Origin of the sequence: Mycobacteroides saopaulense, assembly GCF_001456355.1 — a bacterium.
In the GTDB taxonomy this organism is placed as follows: Bacteria; Actinomycetota; Actinomycetes; order Mycobacteriales; family Mycobacteriaceae; genus Mycobacterium; species Mycobacterium saopaulense.
Window position 1 is genome coordinate 1,578,686 of sequence record NZ_CP010271.1, and the last position, 17,580, is coordinate 1,596,265.

Here is a 17,580-nt window from a genome sequence, read left to right on the forward strand (position 1 = left end):
GACGTGCCGGGGTGATGCGCCTGTTAGAAGCGGCCGCTTCCGCCGCGATAGCTGATTCCCGAAGACCGGGATGAGCCGCCGTAGGAGGACGACCCGGACCCGGACCAGGAACTGTGATGGCTCGATCCGCCGCTGAGCATGCCGCGCAGGATGCCGCCGATCACCGCACCCGCCACATTGCCGGCCACGTCACCGGCGACGCTGTATCCGCCATAGTTGCCGTACCCGTTGCTGTAGTAAGACTGCGCCGCGCGGACTTCTTGCATCGCGCCGCTTTCGGCGCGCGCGGCCAGCTCGGCGGCGCGGTTGGCCCACAAGATGGCGTTCGACGGATTCGACTCGCGGCTGGCCTCGGCGGCGGCGATGCTGCGCTCCGCCTCGGCGATGTCGCCCCGGGCCCCCGCGCCGATGGCACCGCGATGCAGGCCGATGTACTGGCTCACCGAGGTCACCTTCTGGCGGGCGTTGCCGATGGCTTGTGCCAGCGCCCGGGCCCGGCGTTCGGCGGCGGCCTGCTCCTGCTGCACGGCCGCCAGCAGCTTGTCCAGCTCGGCGTCGGCCTTCGAGAGGTGGCCGAACGCCGTCAGGGGATCGGTGGCTCCCACGCGCTCGGCGTCGGCGACCGCCGACACAGCGGCATCGTGCGCCTGTGCCAGCTCCTTGGCATACGGCACGGCGGCCTGTTTTTGCAGTTCCTCGGCGTGAGCGATGCCCGACTTGGTGTCCGCGATCGCCGCCGGCAGGGCGTCGGTGGCGTGCCGAATGTTGTTGGCGGCGTTGTCCACCGCGTCGAGCAGCGCGGTGGCCTGGTTGAGCGCCGACTCGGCCCCGCGCACCGCGTCCACGAGGCTCATCTGCTGGCCCTCCATCGGACGGGCCGCCAGTTCCCGCCCATGCGTGATCCGCGAATCCGCGAAGCGGACGCGCTCGTTGGCCTCGGTGATGTTTTCGGCGATCGGGGCCAGCGCCGCGCCGTCGAATTCGGTGCGCAACTGGGCCAGGATCTTTTCGGATTCGGGCACCCGTGCGGAGATCGCCACCACCTGTTGGGTGAGCGCGTTGAGCCGGTCGGGTGCGTTGATCACCAGGTTGCGCAGACCGTCGAAGGCCGTGGACTGCTCGTCGAGGGTGCGGTCGGCGCGCGTGGCGGAGGTGATCACCTCGATCAGCAGCCGCCGCTGTTCCATCGGCGTCTCGGGGATGGCGTCGTCGAGCTGCTTGCGCACGGAGAAGGACTGCGCCAACGTCGCTTTCGCCGACTCCACGGCCTGGCGGAACGGCGTCGTCTGCTCGGTGCCGAACTCCTCGACCGCCAGCGCGAGCTCGGCCTCACTGGTGCGCACCGCGTTGTCGACATTCACCACAATCGATTTCGACAGCTCGTCGAGCGCGTCGACCGATTGGGCGGCCAGCGCCTGGGCGTCGGACGGGTCGATGCCCTTGGCGGCCTCGACCTCGGCGCGCCGTCGTGCCCGGTTGCGGAACCACGAATACAGCACGAAGGCCCCGACGATGATGCCGCCGAACGCCAGCGCGCCCAGGATGGGCTTCCACGGTACGGCGAATGTCGAGGCGATCGCGTCCTCCAGACCGTTGGCGGTCTTGATGGCGGCGCCGTCCCAATCTTCCTTCCGCAGGGCCGGTTCGATGGTGTTGGACCGCAGGTCGTCGACCTCGGAGTCGGTGACATTCTGGATGTTCGACGGGAGCTGGAAGGAGTAGGCGCGGTCCTCGGTGGCCACCGCCAGCAGGGCGTCGCGGTCGCCGAAATTGCTTGCCTTCATGGTCTGCTCGGCCCAGGCCGCGGCGCCGGTGTTCCCGAAGTCTTTGACGAACACCACCCACAGCCGCACGTGCTGCGTCTCGTAGAGCTGGTCGATGGCGGCACGCACCCGCGACGGGTTCTTGAGCGCCCCGGCGCGATCGGTGACATAGCTCGGAACCCGGAAGGGCGGGTCGGCGCTCGCCGCCGGGGCCAACAGCAGTGTCGGGGCAAACACCGTGAACACCGCGATCAGGACTCCCAGCAGACCCCCGAGGGCACGCAGCAGACGCATGGTCGCCAATCTAATGCCTCGCGAGGCGCGGGGAACCGTCCTGGCAGACTGTGCCTACGATGCGCAAAAAGGATGCCTACACCGATTCCGACCGTGAACGCGTCGTCACCGAAACACCCAAGACGGCGATGATGGACATCCCGGCTGCTTCTTTGACGGAGTACCGGACCGACTTCGCGCGCGACCGCGCACGCGTCCTGCACAGCGCCGCCTTCCGGCGTCTGGCCGACAAGACTCAGGTGGTGGGCCCGCGCGAGGGCGACACGCCGCGCACCCGGCTGACCCACTCGGTGGAGGTGGCGCAGATCGGGCGCGGCATCGCCACCGGCCTGGGCGCCGACCCCGATCTGGTGGACCTGGCGGGCCTGGCGCATGACATCGGTCATCCGCCGTACGGACACAACGGGGAGCGCGCGCTCGACGAAGTGGCCGTCGACTGCGGCGGCTTCGAGGGCAATGCCCAGAACCTACGCATCCTCACCCGGCTGGAACCCAAAGTGGTTGACGCGGACGGCAACAGTGCCGGGCTGAACCTGACGCGGGCAGCGCTGGATGCGGCGACGAAGTACCCGTGGCTGCGTCCGCCGGGTGGCGGAAAGTTCGGCGCCTACGACGATGAAGTGGACGCGTTGACCTGGGTGCGCCACGGCGCTCCGCCGCGGCGCCGGTGCCTGGAAGCGCAGATCATGGACTGGTCCGACGACGTCGCCTACTCGGTGCACGACGTCGAGGACGGCGTGATCTCCGGACGCATCGACCTGCGGGTGCTGGCCTCGCCGGGGGAGGCCCAGGTGCTCGCGGAGCTGGGCGTGCAGTCCTTCGGCGGGCTGGAGCAGGGCGCGCTGGAGGAGGCAGCGGCACGCTTGGCCACGCTGCCGGTGGTCGCGGCCATCGGCCCCTACGACGGCACCCTGGGGGCCTCGGCCGACCTCAAGCGGTTGACCAGTGAGTTGGTGGGCCGGTTCGCCTCCGCGGCGATCGGGGCCACCCGAAAGGTTGCCGGGGACGGGCCGCTGGTCCGGTTCGAGGCCGAGTTGACCGTGCCCGAGGTGGTGGCCGCCGAGGTGGCGGTGCTGAAAATGCTTGCGCTGCAGTTCATCATGTCCGATCCGAAGCATATTGCGGTACAGGCCCGGCAGCGTGAACGCATTCACCGGGTGGCGCGCTGGCTGGCCGAAGGGGCCCCGGCCACCCTGGACCCGGTGTTCCTGCCCGCGTACAAGGATGCCGTCGACGCCGCGGCCCGCACCCGCGTGGTCATCGACCAGATCGCGTCCTACACCGAGAGCCGGTTGGAGCGGGTGGACCGCGATAGCCTGGGTGTTCAGGCCAGCTGGGGGTAGGGCGGCATAGACTGACCCAAATGGCCGGACGCATCCCTGATCGCGATATCGCGGCGATTCGTGAGCGCACCCGGATCGAGGACATCGTCGGCGACTACGTCCAGCTCAAACGGGCGGGTGCCGACTCGCTCAAGGGCCTGTGCCCGTTCCACGACGAGAAGTCGCCGTCGTTCCATGTGCGGCCCAACCACGGGCATTTCCACTGCTTCGGCTGCGGCGAGGGCGGTGACGCCTACACCTTCATCCAGAAGATCGAACACATCACGTTCGTGGAGGCTGTCGAGCGGTTGGCTGATCGCATCGGCTACACCATCAACTACGAGGGTGGCGGCACCGCCGCGCAGCGTGACCGTGGTACCCGGGCGCGGCTCGTGGCCGCTAACGCCGCGGCGCAGGAGTTCTACGCCGCCGCACTCGATTCACCCGAGGCGGCACCGGCGCGTCAGTACCTGACCGAGCGCAACTTCGACGGCGCGGCTGCCAAACAATATGGGTGCGGATACGCGCCGTCGGGGTGGGACACCCTGACAAAGCACTTGATGCGCAAGGGTTTCGAGTTCAAGGAGCTCGAGGCGGCGGGTCTGTCGAAGGAGGGCCGCCGCGGTCCGATAGACCGGTTCCACCGGCGGCTGCTGTGGCCGATCCGTGCCAGTAGCGGCGAGGTGATCGGCTTCGGTGCGCGCAAGATCTTCGACGACGACACCATGCCCGGCAAGTACGTCAACACCCCGGAAACCATGCTGTACAAGAAGTCTTCGGTGCTGTTCGGTCTCGATATGGCCCGCCGGGACATCGCCAAGGGGCACCAGGCCGTGGTCGTCGAGGGCTACACCGATGTGATGGCCATGCACCTGGCGGGTGTGACGACCGCGGTGGCCTCCTGCGGTACGGCCTTCGGCGACGAGCACCTCTCGATGCTGCGCCGCCTGATGATGGACGACTCGTACTTCCGTGGCGAGCTCATCTACGTGTTCGACGGCGATGCCGCCGGCCAGGCCGCCGCGCTGAAAGCCTTTGAGGGAGAGCAGAACCTGGCGGGGCAGTCGTTCGTGGCGGTGGCCCCGGACGGGATGGATCCGTGCGATCTGCGCCTCAAGTCGGGGGAGGGGGCGTTGCGGGATCTGGTGGCGCGGCGCATCCCGCTTTTCGCGTTCGCGATCCGCAGTGCACTGGCCGAGTCGGACCTGGAGATCGCCGAGGGGCGCGTGGACGCGCTGCGCCGGTGCGTGCCGATGGTCGCCAAGATCAAGGACCCCACGCTGCGCGACGAGTACGCCCGTCAGCTCGCCGGATGGGTCGGTTGGGACGATGTGGCGCAGGTGCTCGCGCGGGTGCGTGAGGAGGCTGGTAAGGCCGCCAAGGGCGGTGCGGTGGCGACCGACCGTCGTCCCCGTGGGACCGAGCCCGCGGCGCCGAAGGTCAGCATGCCCGACCCCAAGGATCCGACGCTGTGGCCGCAGCGCGAGGCGCTCAAGGCGGCACTGCAGTTCCCGGCGTTCGCCGGACCGGTGTTCGACTCGCTGACTACCGACAGCTTCACCCACCCCGGATACGTGGCGGTGCGCACCGCGATCGAGGCGGCCGGCGGCACTGCGGCGGGGATCGTCGGTGCGGAGTGGATCGAGAAGGTGCGTCAGAGCGCGTCGTCGCAGAACCAGGTGACGTTGATCAACGCGCTGACCGCCGAGGTGATCCAGGTGGACAGCGACGAGCGGCTGCCCCGGTACATCGGGTCGGTGCTGGCCAAGTTGCAAGAGGTGTGGGTCGGGCGGCAGGTGGCCGAGGTTAAGTCCAAGCTGCAGCGGATGTCACCGGTGGAGCACGCCGACGAGTACCACGCGTTGTTCGGCGATCTGGTGGCGCTGGAGGCGTACCGGCGCAGTCTGCTGGAACAGGTCAGCGGGGACGATCTGTCCGTCTGACCTACTTGTTGTCGAGCTGAGGCTCGGGCTCCAGGATCATGGTCGTCTCGTCGATCGGTGTGAGCTCCACCATGTGCGGGTCAGGGGACAGCGAGTTGGCCAGGCGCCGTCGGCTGATCTCGATCAGCTTCTTGGTCGCGGGGCTGCCGGTGACGGCCTGATACCCATTGACGATCTGCTCGTATCGGCGGCGGCCAGCCTTCGCACCCAGCACGTAGCCGGCTGCCAGCACCAACAAAACCCGAATCACGAACCCTCCACCAACTAACGAAGTTCTCCCTATCCTGCCTGACGCTCCTGTGAACGGCTGCGTCAGGACGGTCACATCTGCCCGCCTCTGAGCGACAACCCACGATGCCCACCGTTTTTGTCGCTCGTAGGCGGGCACCGAGGGGAACCGACTTGGCTTTCACCCCCGGTCGTAGGCTAGAGTCATGCCTCGGCTCGCGGTACAAACAACGCGAACCGGTAATCCCCTGTAGCTCAATTGGCAGAGCTTCCGACTGTTAATCGGACGGTTCTTGGTTCGAGTCCAAGCGGGGGAGCGCAGCAGGTTCTACGCCTCGAACTCCGTCTCCTCATGGAGGCGGAGTTTTGCGTTCACCGGCCAACAGCGATTCCGCACCGCGTCTAGGAGTCTCCACGCGACTCCACGCCAGCGCACACGACTGAGCGGCCATTATCCGGCTCGGTGCTTTGCCCGGTGGCGGCCAAGGCGGCGATTCGCGGACCCGTCGCTGGCTTGAATCCTCAACCCCGGGGTTCGCGTCGATGCCACCATGGTGCTGATCGCCAAGCTTCGCCTTCGATGGTCACTTCTCGGAAGCGTTCGTCGAGTTCGGCAACCGCCAGCCGGAGCCGGTGTGCACGGCGACCGCCGCGGTGCATGAGTGATTCGAGCCGGTCGCGAGCGTCGTCAAGAATGAGACCGTCACACCATGGGCAGAAGCCGGTACGTTCATGGCCGCCTTCGCGTACTCGTTTCTCTGTTCGCTCTACGTGTTGGCGCCATTGGTTGAGATATCGCAGGGCGGCGCCATCTTGGCGGGGCCGGCGGATGCGGTGCGGGTTCACCGCTGGAATAGGGCTCGTGCCCTTTCATGGAAAGTGTTCATATGCAACGCCGTATCGTGGCGCGGCCGGTGCAGGTCGGCCAAGATGCCGACGAAACCAAGATAGCAGGGAAGTCCGCGAAGGTGGCTGGCCGCACGCGCTCACAGTGGGCAGCCTGGGAATCTAGCTGGGTGACTCGACGTCCTGTCCCGACGCGTAGTGAATCGTGACCGGGACGCCGGTCACCTCCTCGATCAGCATCGCGCCTAGCGGCTTCAGCTCGTAGTACCGGTGAACGTTGCCCTGCGTATCGGGCGCTGTGGAGCATGGCCCGTTCGGGCATACCACCCTGATCGGCGCCGCGAGCACGGCGATGAGCAGCGCGCCGACAATACCCGTGATGATGGCAGTTCTTTTCACGTCACCCCTCGCTCGTCTCGTCCCCCGCAGCGCCAGATAGTCCGATCCAACGCCACCGCCAACTCGTCCGCGGACCAACGCCTCTGATCTACGCCACCTGCCACAAACGACAGGCTACTTCTGGGGTCTCCGTGCAGATCGTGAACCGACGCTGCGGATGCTTGTAGCCGCCCTCGGCGCAGCCGTCCAAAGTGGTAGTGTCCAAGATGATCTCGATTGGCCTGATGCGTTTGGGTGCATCGGTGTCGGTGCAGGCAACCTTGGTTACAGGCTGGGCCACGCTGATGCACGACGATGTGTCCCATGCCAGGTCTAGACATGCGGTGTACTGGCAGGTGGCCGCGGAGTTGGCGTAGACCGAGTGGTCGGCATCCCCGCATTCTTTCGGAACATTCACACGCTGAACGACCCGGTAGGTATTTCGGTCCGAACCACAATCCACCACCGTTCAGTGCGGCATTCACCAGCTCGCCGCCCAAATTCACGCACCCACCCACCGGCGCCTCGAGGACCGAGGCCAGTCCCGCATACGGTCGAGGCGCCAGGATAGCTTCCGGTACGGCGCAACATGAGTCTGACGCTTGTGACCTGGGGAAAACCGCGATACCGTTGCGCAATCGGAGCTTTGCTGCCAGCAGGGAGAGCTATGAGAAAGCTGGGTTTATTAGTCCTTGCGGGCGCGCTGTTGCTTGCGTTTTTCGTCGTCTACGTCCGGGATCGTCCCGAGAGAAACGAGGCTCCGGTCTCTCGTGATGAGGCCGTTGGAGTCGCCTCCCCAACTACGGTCGCAACGATTTACATTGGCGGCCTCGTGCCCGCGCCTTTCTCCGATGTCGACGCCGTTATCGGTGGAGAGCAGCCGGTCTATAACGAGCCCAGATTCAGCGATGAGTCTTCGTCTACCGAGCCGCCAAGGCAACGGTCGTGGACTTTGGCTTCGGGTACTCACGTCACCGTGAAATGTAGAGCGGGCTTGCCGTACTACACCTCCGAGGGCCGGACCTGGACTCCAGATTTATTCGTGTACTACGAATCGGGAAACCCTGCAGTCCAAGGGCAGGGTTACATCGCCGGGACCGCAATCGCTCTCCGGGGCCGCACGCCAGACACCAACCAGTTGATTAGCGGGGAGCAGCTGCGGCTGTGCGGGCGATGACTTGTGTGAACGACGGCATGCAACACGACACCTCGCGCCGGCCCGATCTCGCTTCGATCCAAACAACCTGCGTGCCAGTCGTGCAACGACTACAAGCCAGGACTGGGGGACCGCGGCTAGCTTGATGCGATGGACGGCGGCGGCAATGCTAGGCGATATGGCGCAAGGCATCGTGAAGTTCTTCAAGCCCGAGAAAGGCTGGGGTGCGATCACGTCACCTGAGCTGCCCGACGGGCTGGACGCCTTCGCGCACTACACGGCGATTGAGGGCGAGGGCTTTCGGATGCTCAGTGAAGGGGAGGGCGTTGAGTTCGACTATGAGAAGAGGCAGCAGGACAGCTTCCAGTTCGTCGCAACACGCGTGCGTCAGCTCTGACTCGCGCCGACTGACTTGTGCGACCTACTTGCGACGTAGCGCCCAATCTTCGCGCATCTCGCGACTGAAGCGCCATCCGATCCCATCGAAGGATTCCATGATCGGCTGCCCACCACCCGGTGACGGTAATAGGCAGGGCCCGCAAGGATCACTCCTAGAAATAAACCAAACAGCATCACGGTTATGGCTTTACGCCACATGCCTTTGACGGCGAAGTAGATCGGCCCAAAGAACAGAGCTGGCAGCCTTGTCCGGTCTCGCTGCCGATACCTTCTCGGTAGCATCCGGCGCATGGCCATCAAGCTCGAGAACGTTGGGATCGCCGTGCGCGACCTCGAAGCGACTATCGCGTTTTTCACCGACCTCGGTCTCACGGTCGTCGGCCGCGCCACGGTCAGCGGCGAGTGGACCGAGACGGCCGTGGGCCTCGATGGCAACCACGCGAACATCGCGATGCTCCAAACACCGGACGGTCATGGCCGCCTCGAACTGTTCGAGTACATCCATCCCGAAGCAATCGAGTCGAATCCCACTCGTCCCAACGAGATTGGCATGCATCGTGTCGCCTTCTCAGTCGATGACATCGACCAAGCCCTTGAGATAGCCGCGAAGCACGGCTGTCATCCACTTCGAGGCGTCGCGACCTACGAAGACATCTACAAACTCACGTACGTTCGCGGCCCCAGCGGCATCATCGTGATGCTCGCCGAGGAGCTGCAGAAGGGCTGACCGGACTTGCTCTGCCGCCGATGCGAGTCATACTTCATCCGGTGAGGAGCGCAGTGCGTGTGGGCGTGGTCTTGATGGCCTGCGCGCTTGTTTCGTGCTCACGCGCCCCCGAGCTTCCGCCGATGGAAACCGAGGTGAGCGACGGCCCGTTGGTCTGCAAGGTCCAGGAGATGGTCCGCCTCGGAAACATGGTGCCGATGCTGACCTCGCACGGTTCGCTGCCGCGACCAACCGGGTATTGGGCGGCGTTCTCGATCGTGGTCACCAACAACGGCGCCGAGAAGTCGAGCGCATTCAATGTCACCGACCAATCGTTAGCCACCTCGGAGGGGCCTGTCGTGCCCCTACCGAAGATCCATGAACTTTTGGGCAATCCTGTCGACGTCCTCGCCGGGGATCAGGAGACGTTCACCGTCGCCTTCGAGGTGCTTCCCGGCGCGATCATGCGCTCCTTGACCCTTCGGTGCGGCACCAAGTCCATCACCGTGGGCGTGGACCAGCCGAGCTAGCCGGCACCCCGCGACGCGCGTTTATCTCCCGACAATGTCGGGTATCCGAGCGTGCACCACCCGAACAACTGGTGACGAGGCAAGGAGCGGGCGCATGACCGTCGTAGCCGGAAGTACGTTCGAGCGATTGGTGGGCGGCCGTCTCACCACCTATGTCGTCAAGGCCGTGCGTTGGGCACCGTTTCAGTACGCCGAGGTGGAACCCGTGAAGGGCGGCAGACGCCAATCGATGCCGCTGCGGGAGATCGAGGAGCGTGTGGTCGATTTCCGGTCCCTGGAGGAGCTCGCGGATCTCTAAATCCCAAGCCGCAGCGGGACTATCCTGGAGGCATGAAGCGACCACGCAAAGTGGCGCGAATTCTCGGCTCCGCACTTGTCGCGGCAGCTCTGGCTTCAGCGCCAATGATCTTGCCCAGCCCGGCAGCGGGCACCGCCCACGCGACCGTATGCGCGTCGGCCGGAACCACCTCCAAATGCGAGGGTGTGCCCAGCTCGGCCTGGTACGGCTACGGCTATTACCCACCCGGTGCGTACTGGGGAGCTCCGGGATACCCGCCCTTAGCGGGGGCGGGCATCCCGATACGTCCTATCCCTTGACGGCGTTGACGGCCTTCACGAAGACGTCGGACAGCTCGTTACGGTCGACCTCACCCATGCCCGACACCGACACGGCGTGGTGATCGTCGAGCTGCGCGGAGTAGGCGACCTGCGCCATTTCCTTCTCCATGCCGGGCGCGCTGATCTTGATACTGGTCGAGGTCCCGCTCGTCGTCACTCCGTCGATGGCGGGCGCGTCGATCTTCTCGCCGGTGCCCTCGGCCATGCCGGCGATCGAAATGGTGAACTTGTCGCACGCGCCGCCCGTGGTGTCGGCGGGAATCGGGTTCACAGTCTCCATCGCCGCGGCGATGATCATCGTCTTGGACAGCGGATCGGCGCCGCCCTTGGCTCCGGTGATGCCCTGCATCGACGTCCCGGTCACCTGCGGGAAGGCGCCCAACATCTTGTCGGCGCATTCCTGCGGCGTGAAGGTGGCCTTGTCGAAGATGCCCTTCATCTGGTCGAGCATCTCCTGGGTGACCGTCGTCTTGGGCTGCACCTCGACGGTGTACCCGGCGGGGAACTGGTCCTTGATGGTGTCGATCTTGGCGATGTCGATGCTGCTGGCCGGGGCCGCAGAGCTGGTGGCGCTGCTGACCGACGTGTCCGCGGACTCGTCCTTCTTGTCGTTGTTCGAACACGCCAGCAACAGTCCGCCGGTCAATACGACGGTGCCGAAAACGGTAAGCGAACGATTCATGTCGGTAATTCCCCTCTGAGCAGTGCGTTTTCAGCAACCTGGAAGTAGATTCAATCATCGTGGCAATCGACGGCTCTACGGGATCTGCCGAACTACCGCATGAATTTGACCACACGCACCCAGACGTGTCCGGGGGATGGTTGCGTGCGGCCACGTTCGGCGCCATGGACGGCCTGGTTACCAACACGGCTCTGGTCGCCGGTGTGGGTGCCAGCGGGCTCGACGCGCACGCCATCGTGCTGACCGGCGCGGCCAGTCTGGTGGCGGGTGCGTTCTCGATGGCGCTCGGGGAATTCACGTCGGTATCGACGTCCAACTCGCAGATCGAGCACGAGGCGAGCGTGGAGCGTCGCGCGATCCAGCTGCATCCGGACGCCGAGAAGCAGGAGCTCATCGGCATGCTCGGCGACATCGGCCTCTCGCCGCAGACCGCGGCTGCCGCGGCCGACGAGATCCATCGGGACGAGAACACCGCGGTGACGATTCACCTCACCCGCGAGCTCGGCGTCAATCCCAACGACACCCCGTCGCCGTGGGTGGCCGCCATCTCCTCGTTCCTGACATTCTCGGTGGGCGCCGTGGTGCCGCTGATCCCGTTCCTGCTGGGCTTCGCGTCACTATGGGCCGGGCTGATCTGCGGCGGCGTGGGCCTGCTCATCGCAGGATGGGTCGCTGGGCGCTTCACCGCGCGGGCCCCGTGGATAAGTGCCGTGCGACAGTTGGCCTTTGGCGCCATCGCTATCGGTGCCACCTACCTGATAGGCCATGTGATCGGCGTCGCGGTGAATTAGTGCCCCGCGCGGCGAAGCTGAGAAGGCGCTGAGAGCGGTTGAGCCTGCTGGCAGAATTGTGAAGTGAATTTCACCAGGGTGCCGCTGAAACCCGATGAGTTGGCCCAGGCGGCCGTCATGGCCGCGCTCACCGCATCCATGGTCATCATCGGCACCACCCTGCCCATCTTCGGCGCCATCCAACTGCTCGGCGCGGTTCCCATGGGTCTGCTCGGCTACCGGTATCGCGTCCGGGTGCTGCTGGCCGCGGCACTGGCCGGTGGCGTCATCGCGTTCCTGCTCGCCGGGCTCGGCGGATTCATCGCGATGTGCCAATGCGTCTACATCGGCGGCCTCACCGGGGTGGTGCGCCGTCGCGGGCACGGCATGCCCGTGTTGACGGTGCTCGGGGTCATCTGCAGCACGATCATCGCCGCCTTGGCGGTCGGCGCGCTGTCGCTGCTGGAACGGATGCGCACCCTGCTCTTCGATGCGCTGCGGGCCTCGCTGGAGGGCCTGTTCAAGATGATTGCGCATGTGCCGCATCTGGAATTCGTGGGTGCGGACGCCACCAGCGCCATCGACTTCGCGATGCGCAACTGGGTGTGGTTCATCGGCGGCATCGTCTTCACCTTCGTGCTGCTGCACACGATGTTCGGCTGGTGGGTGCTCTCCCGGGTGATCAGGCGGCTCGCCGTGATCCCCGATGTGCACCAGCTCGATCCGCCGGCCGACGCGGGTGCGGTGGGCCCGGTGCCAGTTCGTCTGCACGATGTGCGTTTCCGCTATCCGCGTGGCGAAGCCGATGCGCTGGCGCCGCTTTCGATGCACATCGATATCGGTGAGCACGTCGCGATCACCGGCCCCAACGGTTCCGGCAAGAGCACCCTCATGCGCATCCTGGCCGGGCGCGAACCCACGTCCGGTGAGATCCAGCGGCCCGGAACGGTGGGTCTCGGCGCGGTCGGTGGCACCGCCATCGTCATGCAGCATCCGGAAAGTCAGGTGCTGGGCACCAAGGTCGCCGACGACGTGGTGTGGGGCCTGCCCGCCGATCACCAGGTCGATATCGACGGTCTGCTGCGCGAGGTCGGGCTGGAGGGCATGGGGCAGCACAGCACGTCGTCGCTGTCGGGCGGAGAGCTACAGCGGCTGGCAGTGGCTTCGGCGCTGGCGCGCGAACCCGCGCTGCTGGTGGCCGATGAGATCACCAGCATGGTCGACCCGCAGGGACGCCAGGATCTGCTCGGGGTCCTGTCCCGGCTCACCGCCCAGCACCGAACATCCTTGGTGCACATCACACATTTTCAGTCCGAGGCTGTCGCCGCTGACCGCGAAGTGGCGCTGCGTGCCGTCAACGGCAAGACGGCCCGTACTGCGATTCAGACCGTGCCCGTGCCCACCACCACGGCCGCGACGCCCGATGTCGAGTCGCCGGTGGTTCTCGAATTCGACTCCGTCGGCCATCAATATGCCAGCGGCACACCATGGTCCAAGACGGCGTTGCACGATGTGTCGCTGACCGTCCACGAGGGCGACGGTGTGCTCATCCACGGCGGCAACGGCTCGGGCAAGTCGACGCTGGCCTGGATCGCCGCCGGCCTCACCAAACCCACGACGGGCCAGTGCCTTTTGGACGGTAAGCCGGTCTCCGATCAGGTGGGGTCCGTCGCCATCTGTTTCCAGGCGGCCCGGTTGCAGCTGCTGCGCAGCCGCGTCGACTACGAGATTGCCTCGGCAGCAGGGTTTTCGGGGCGCGATACGGCGCGCGCCATCGAGGCTCTGGCCCGGGTGGGACTCGAGCCCGGCTTGGCCACGCGTCCCATCGATCAACTCAGTGGCGGCCAGATGCGCCGGGTGGTGTTGGCCGGATTGCTGGCCCGCTCGCCGCGTGCGCTCATTCTGGATGAGCCGCTCGCGGGTCTGGATGCCGAGGCGCAGGCCGGCCTGCTGCGGCTGCTGATCGAGGTGCGTGAGCGTGAACGGCTGACCATCGTGGTCATCTCGCATGACTTCGACGGCATGCAGGAGCTGTGTCCGCGCACCGTGCACCTGCAATCCGGCGTGCTGCTGCCCGAGTCGGTGGCATCGGGGGACCGGTCATGACCACGACACGTGCACCGCGCCGCCCCGTTGTGCTGTTGCGTCCGGTGCCCGGCACCTCGACCATTCACGAGCTGTGGGCGGGGACCAAACTCATTGCGGTCTTCCTGATTTCGGTGCTGCTGACGCTGTTTCCCACCTGGACAGCTATCGGAGCGGTGGCCGGGTTGGTGATCCTCACCGCGTGGCTGGCGTACATTCCGCGCGGCGCCGTACCCACCATCCCGATGTGGATGCTGGCGCTGGTGATCGGCGGTAGCCTCACCGTGTTCTTCAGCGGCGGGCCACCGTTTTGGCACATCGGCGGATTGACCATCGGATTCCACGGGGTGCTCGCGGTCGCGCGCACGACCGCCGTCGCGATAGTGCTGCTCGGTGCCGGAGCCATGGTGTCGTGGACCACCAATGTCTCCGAGATCGCGCCCGCGGTGGCGCTCTTGGGTCGGCCGCTGAAGGTCTTCGGGATCCCGGTCGACGAGCGCGCCGCCACGCTGGCGCTGTCGTTGCGGTCATTCCCGATGTTGTTCGACGAGTTCCGGGTGCTGGTCGCGGCCCGCAGGCTGCGTCCTCCTCAGGTGCGCGAGGGCAGGCGCGGGTTCCGGTGGGTGTCCGAGGTGGTCGATATGCTCACGGCGGCCATCACGGTCGCCCTGCGGCGTGCCTCGGAGATGGGGGATGCGATCACGGCGCGCGGTGGTACCGGGCAGATCGCGGCGCACCCGGTGCGGCCGGGTCTGCGTGATGCGGTGGCGCTACTGCTGCTGATCGCGGTCGGAACCGCGGTCGTGTTGTTCGAGGTGCTGTAGCGCGGGGGAATGGCGTCGAGTGTGCCGATGGTGTCGATTTCTGGGGGAATTTCGACCGTATCCGCACACTCGGCGCGCAGTTACCGCTCCAGTGCCTTGTTCGCCGCCTGCTGCGCCTGTTGCAACGCGGTGTGTACGTCGAGCCGTCCCAGGAACATCTCGGCGAAATAGGGCTTCAGCGCGGCGAACCCGGCCCCGTAGCCACGCCCATTGGGTGCGGCGATCTGGGGACCGTTGAGCACCTCGAAGAACGGTGCGACGTCGACGCCCTTGCCCGCCCAGTGCTGAAAGTACGGCTCCCGCGCGCTGAGCACGGCCGGGATCGCCGCGCCGTCACGGCCCAGGAACGCGTTCCCGTCGGCGCTACCCATCCAGGCCAGCACCCGCTGGACGGCCTCGGGATGCGCCGACGACGAGTTCGCGGCCGCCACAATGCCGTTGGTGACGCTGACCCGGCCCTGCGGTCCGGCGGGCATCATCGCCACGCCCCACGGGAAGGTGGCGTTCGCCTGGATCTGTGCCAGGTTATAGGTGCCGGACTGGAACAGCGCCATCCGTCCCTGCAGGAACTGGTTGCGCGAGAAGTCGTTGTTGTCGTTGGTGTCGGCGGCCGACGGCGCCACCTTGTCGACGTTGATCAGATCCACCAGGTAGGTGAAGGCCATCTGCGCGCGCGGGTTGGCGAACGCGAACCGGTCGTCGGCCTGGAACACCGCACCCGCCGAGCCGAGGTAATTCAGGTAGATGCCTTGTAAGTCGTTGGCGGCGTTGTATCCCCAATGGCCGGGCCCGGTGAGCCGGTGCAGCATCGGGCGTAGCGTGTCGACGGAGGGATCGGCATCCCAGCGCAGTTCGGCGAGCTCGGTGGGATCGACCTGGGCCTCGTCGAGCAGGTTCTTGTTGTAGTACAGGGCAATCCCGGCATCGCTGAGCTGTGGCACGCCCCAGAGCTTGCCGCCGCGGGTGAATTGGGCGACGACGGATGGATCCCAGTCCGCGTGCGGTGCAACGGGGATGAGGTTCCCGGTGTCGGAGTAGTCGGACAGGTAGCCGCTGTTGACCCAGAAGATGTCGTCGGCGCCGTGCCCGGCCACATCGGTGCGCAGACTGTTGAAGTAGCTCGCATACGAGGTGACGGTGACGGTCACCTCGATCTCGGGATTGCGGCGGCTGAACTCGCCGAACGAGCTGCGATACGCCGTGGCCACCTGCTCGTCCCAGACCCGGACGGTGACTACCGTCTTCCCGTGCGGCGTCTTCGGAATTCCCAGCCATACCGCGATTCCGAAGAGCAGCAGCGCAACCAGCCCGAGGACCAACACGGCGCGTGTCGAGGATTTCATCACTTGAGTCCGCTCAACGTGATGGAACGGACGATGTACTTCTGGAACGCCACGAACAGCATCACCAGCGGCACGATCGCCACCGTGGTCGCCGCCATCACGATGGGCCACTGCGCATTGAACTGGGACTGCAGCCCGGCGGTCGCGACGGTCAGCACCCGCCAGTTGCCTCCGCTGGTGATCACCAACGGCCACATGAAGTTGTTCCATTGCGACACCACGGTGATGAGCGTCAGCGTGATCAGGATCGGCCGGCTGACCGGAACCACCACATGCCACAGGATGTCCAGGGTGCTGGCCCCGTCCAGCCGGGCCGCGCGAATCAGGTCGTCGGGGATGGTGCGGAAATGTTCACGCAGCAGGAAGATCGCGTAGGGCGATCCGAACATGAACGGGATGACCAACGCCCAGAACGTGTTCCGCAGGCCGACCTGCGTCAGCATCAGATACATCGGCACCACGGTCACCGTGGCCGGAATCATCAGCGTGGCCAGGTACACCCAGAACAATCCGTCGCGCCCCGGGAACTGCAGGCGCGCGAAGGCGTACGCGGCCAGCACGGAGAACGTCAGCTGGCCGATCACGATGATCGCCGTCATCAACACCGTCACCAGTGCCGCGCGCCCGAACCCGGCGTCGGCCAGCCCGGTGTAGTTGGCGATCGTGAACGGATTCGGCGGGGCCAACGGAGAGTCGGCAGAGAACTGCTGCGTGGTCTTCAGCGATGCCGACAGGGCGAACAGGAACGGCCCGAGCGTGAGTGCTGCGCCCAGGATCAACAAGAGATAGACGAGCGCATTCCTAGACCAGGTCATAGCTCACCCGCGTCCGGAAGTAGCGGTGCTGGATCACCGTGACGGTCACCAGGATCAGGAACAGGATCAGCGACATCGCGGCCGAACGTCCCACATGAGCGGACTCGAACGCCTCGGCGTACACGCGGTGCGCGGCCAGGTCGGTGCGGTTCTGCGGCCCACCGCCGGTGAGCGCGTACACGGTGTCGAAGGTCTGCACCGCACTCACCACCCCGGTGACAAGGACGAAGAAGAAGGTGGGCCGCAGCATCGGCAGGGTGATACGGCGGAACCGCTGCCAGGCCGTCGCACCGTCCACGCGGGCCGCGTTGTGCACATCGCCCGGGATGGCCAGCAGACCCGCCATGAAGAACAGCGCCACATAACCGACGTTTGTCCACACACTCACCGCCGCCACCACCGGCAGCGCCAGCGAGGGGTCGGTGAGCCATTCGATGCGCGCGCCGAGGAGGCGCTCCATAAAGAACCCGATCGCGCCATCGGTGGGTGCCAACATCCAGTGCCACAGCACGCCGATGGCCAGCGGCGCGCAGATCCAGGGGATCACGTAGATGGTCCGGAACAGCACGGTGCCGGGCAGGCCGCGCACCAGCAGCGTCGCCGCGAAAAGCCCGAGCGCCGTCTGCACCGGGATCACCAACGCCACGAAAAGCAGCGTCACCAGCAGGGAGTGACCAAAGGCGCCGTCGGTGAGCACCGAACGCCAGTTGTCCAGGCCGACGAACTCGATGGGGCCCAGCAGATCCCAGCGGCACAGGCTCAGCCACACCACCACCAACATGGGCAGCAACAGAAACGCGGCCACCCCGAAAAGACTCGGGGCCAGCAGCCCGTATGCGACGGCTGTCTGCCGCGACCTACTCACGGGAACATTAAAT

At 65.9% G+C, this 17,580-nt stretch carries 17 protein-coding genes, 1 tRNA gene and 2 pseudogenes; 11 read left to right on the plus strand and 9 right to left on the minus strand.

Going from position 1 to position 17,580, the window contains the following annotated elements; all coding sequences use genetic code 11:
- Positions 1-23: 23 nt before the first annotated feature.
- Entirely contained in the window at positions 24-2,057 is a 2,034-nt protein-coding gene (locus MYCSP_RS07900) for a TPM domain-containing protein (protein ID WP_088413536.1), read from the minus strand.
- Positions 2,058-2,116: 59 nt separating this feature from the next.
- Here MYCSP_RS07900 and MYCSP_RS07905 point away from each other — a divergent pair, with 59 nt between their 5' ends.
- Together MYCSP_RS07905 and dnaG are read left to right on the plus strand one after the other, a co-directional pair.
- Positions 2,117-3,400 carry a deoxyguanosinetriphosphate triphosphohydrolase gene (locus MYCSP_RS07905; RefSeq protein WP_088413537.1) on the plus strand — a complete coding sequence of 428 codons (1,284 nt, stop codon included), beginning with the start codon at positions 2,117-2,119 and terminating at the stop codon, positions 3,398-3,400.
- Positions 3,401-3,420: 20 nt separating this feature from the next.
- Positions 3,421-5,322 (plus strand): DNA primase, encoded by a 1,902-nt coding sequence (gene dnaG, locus MYCSP_RS07910; protein ID WP_088413538.1) that lies wholly within the window; start codon positions 3,421-3,423, stop codon positions 5,320-5,322.
- A 1-nt stretch (position 5,323) separates the two neighbouring features.
- Here the strand turns inward: dnaG and MYCSP_RS07915 are convergent, their stop codons facing one another.
- On the minus strand, positions 5,324-5,572 hold the full coding sequence (locus MYCSP_RS07915) for a hypothetical protein (RefSeq protein ID WP_030095233.1): 249 nt from the start codon (positions 5,570-5,572) through the stop codon (positions 5,324-5,326).
- A gap of 222 nt (positions 5,573-5,794) precedes the next feature.
- Here MYCSP_RS07915 and MYCSP_RS07920 point away from each other — a divergent pair.
- Positions 5,795-5,867 (plus strand) — tRNA-Asn (locus tag MYCSP_RS07920).
- Between the two features lie 691 nt (positions 5,868-6,558).
- On the opposite strand, the gene MYCSP_RS07925 is transcribed toward MYCSP_RS07920, so the two are convergent.
- Both MYCSP_RS07925 and MYCSP_RS07930 read right to left on the minus strand, forming a co-directional pair.
- Positions 6,559-6,795, minus strand: a complete 237-nt coding sequence (locus MYCSP_RS07925; RefSeq protein WP_088413539.1) for a hypothetical protein — start codon at positions 6,793-6,795, stop codon at positions 6,559-6,561.
- An 88-nt stretch (positions 6,796-6,883) separates the two neighbouring features.
- A pseudogene (locus MYCSP_RS07930) lies at positions 6,884-7,301 on the minus strand (LppU/SCO3897 family protein); the annotation flags it as partial.
- A gap of 807 nt (positions 7,302-8,108) precedes the next feature.
- Between MYCSP_RS07930 and MYCSP_RS07940 the strand changes: the two are divergent.
- Positions 8,109-8,327 (plus strand): cold-shock protein, encoded by a 219-nt coding sequence (locus MYCSP_RS07940; RefSeq protein ID WP_157886161.1) that lies wholly within the window; start codon positions 8,109-8,111, stop codon positions 8,325-8,327.
- Positions 8,328-8,351: 24 nt separating this feature from the next.
- On the opposite strand, the pseudogene MYCSP_RS07945 reads toward MYCSP_RS07940, so the two are convergent.
- Positions 8,352-8,626 (minus strand): annotated as a pseudogene (locus MYCSP_RS07945) (DUF2628 domain-containing protein); the annotation flags it as partial.
- Between MYCSP_RS07945 and MYCSP_RS07950 the strand changes: the two are divergent.
- The 4 genes from MYCSP_RS07950 (at position 8,619) to MYCSP_RS23065 (ending at position 10,162) form a co-directional block, all read left to right on the plus strand.
- Positions 8,619-9,056, plus strand: a complete 438-nt coding sequence (locus MYCSP_RS07950; protein ID WP_083014047.1) for a VOC family protein — start codon at positions 8,619-8,621, stop codon at positions 9,054-9,056. The pseudogene MYCSP_RS07945 and the gene MYCSP_RS07950 sit on opposite strands and share 8 nt — an antisense overlap.
- A gap of 41 nt (positions 9,057-9,097) precedes the next feature.
- Complete coding sequence (locus MYCSP_RS07955; protein ID WP_133054119.1) at positions 9,098-9,565, plus strand: hypothetical protein; 468 nt, start codon at positions 9,098-9,100, stop codon at positions 9,563-9,565.
- Between the two features lie 94 nt (positions 9,566-9,659).
- Complete coding sequence (locus tag MYCSP_RS07960) at positions 9,660-9,863, plus strand: hypothetical protein (RefSeq protein WP_070911092.1); 204 nt, start codon at positions 9,660-9,662, stop codon at positions 9,861-9,863.
- A gap of 32 nt (positions 9,864-9,895) precedes the next feature.
- The gene (locus MYCSP_RS23065) at positions 9,896-10,162 is read left to right on the plus strand and encodes a hypothetical protein (protein ID WP_157886162.1); all 267 of its coding nucleotides are present in this window, start codon (positions 9,896-9,898) and stop codon (positions 10,160-10,162) included.
- On the opposite strand, the gene MYCSP_RS07965 is transcribed toward MYCSP_RS23065, so the two are convergent.
- Complete coding sequence (locus tag MYCSP_RS07965; protein ID WP_083014045.1) at positions 10,152-10,865, minus strand: DUF5642 family protein; 714 nt, start codon at positions 10,863-10,865, stop codon at positions 10,152-10,154. The two genes, MYCSP_RS23065 and MYCSP_RS07965, sit on opposite strands and share 11 nt — an antisense overlap.
- Positions 10,866-10,924: 59 nt before the next feature.
- Between MYCSP_RS07965 and MYCSP_RS07970 the strand changes: the two genes are divergently transcribed.
- From MYCSP_RS07970 to MYCSP_RS07980, 3 genes are all read left to right on the plus strand, one after another.
- The gene (locus MYCSP_RS07970) at positions 10,925-11,656 is read left to right on the plus strand and encodes a VIT1/CCC1 transporter family protein (protein ID WP_088413541.1); all 732 of its coding nucleotides are present in this window, start codon (positions 10,925-10,927) and stop codon (positions 11,654-11,656) included.
- Between the two features lie 84 nt (positions 11,657-11,740).
- Entirely contained in the window at positions 11,741-13,741 is a 2,001-nt protein-coding gene (locus MYCSP_RS07975; RefSeq protein WP_162266329.1) for an ABC transporter ATP-binding protein, read from the plus strand.
- Positions 13,738-14,544 carry an energy-coupling factor transporter transmembrane component T family protein gene (locus MYCSP_RS07980; protein ID WP_088413543.1) on the plus strand — a complete coding sequence of 269 codons (807 nt, stop codon included), beginning with the start codon at positions 13,738-13,740 and terminating at the stop codon, positions 14,542-14,544. Before MYCSP_RS07975 ends, MYCSP_RS07980 begins: the two co-directional genes overlap by 4 nt.
- A gap of 80 nt (positions 14,545-14,624) precedes the next feature.
- Here the strand turns inward: MYCSP_RS07980 and MYCSP_RS07985 are convergent, their stop codons facing one another.
- From MYCSP_RS07985 to MYCSP_RS07995, 3 genes are read right to left on the minus strand one after another with little or no spacing between them, the layout of a single operon-like run.
- A complete protein-coding gene (locus tag MYCSP_RS07985) occupies positions 14,625-15,887 on the minus strand; it encodes an ABC transporter substrate-binding protein (RefSeq protein ID WP_083014042.1) in 1,263 nt (420 codons plus the stop codon).
- A complete protein-coding gene (locus MYCSP_RS07990) occupies positions 15,887-16,702 on the minus strand; it encodes a carbohydrate ABC transporter permease (RefSeq protein ID WP_088413544.1) in 816 nt (271 codons plus the stop codon). Before MYCSP_RS07990 ends, MYCSP_RS07985 begins: the two co-directional genes overlap by 1 nt.
- Positions 16,689-17,567 carry a carbohydrate ABC transporter permease gene (locus MYCSP_RS07995; protein WP_083014040.1) on the minus strand — a complete coding sequence of 293 codons (879 nt, stop codon included), beginning with the start codon at positions 17,565-17,567 and terminating at the stop codon, positions 16,689-16,691. Before MYCSP_RS07995 ends, MYCSP_RS07990 begins: the two co-directional genes overlap by 14 nt.
- Positions 17,568-17,580 lie beyond the last annotated feature (13 nt).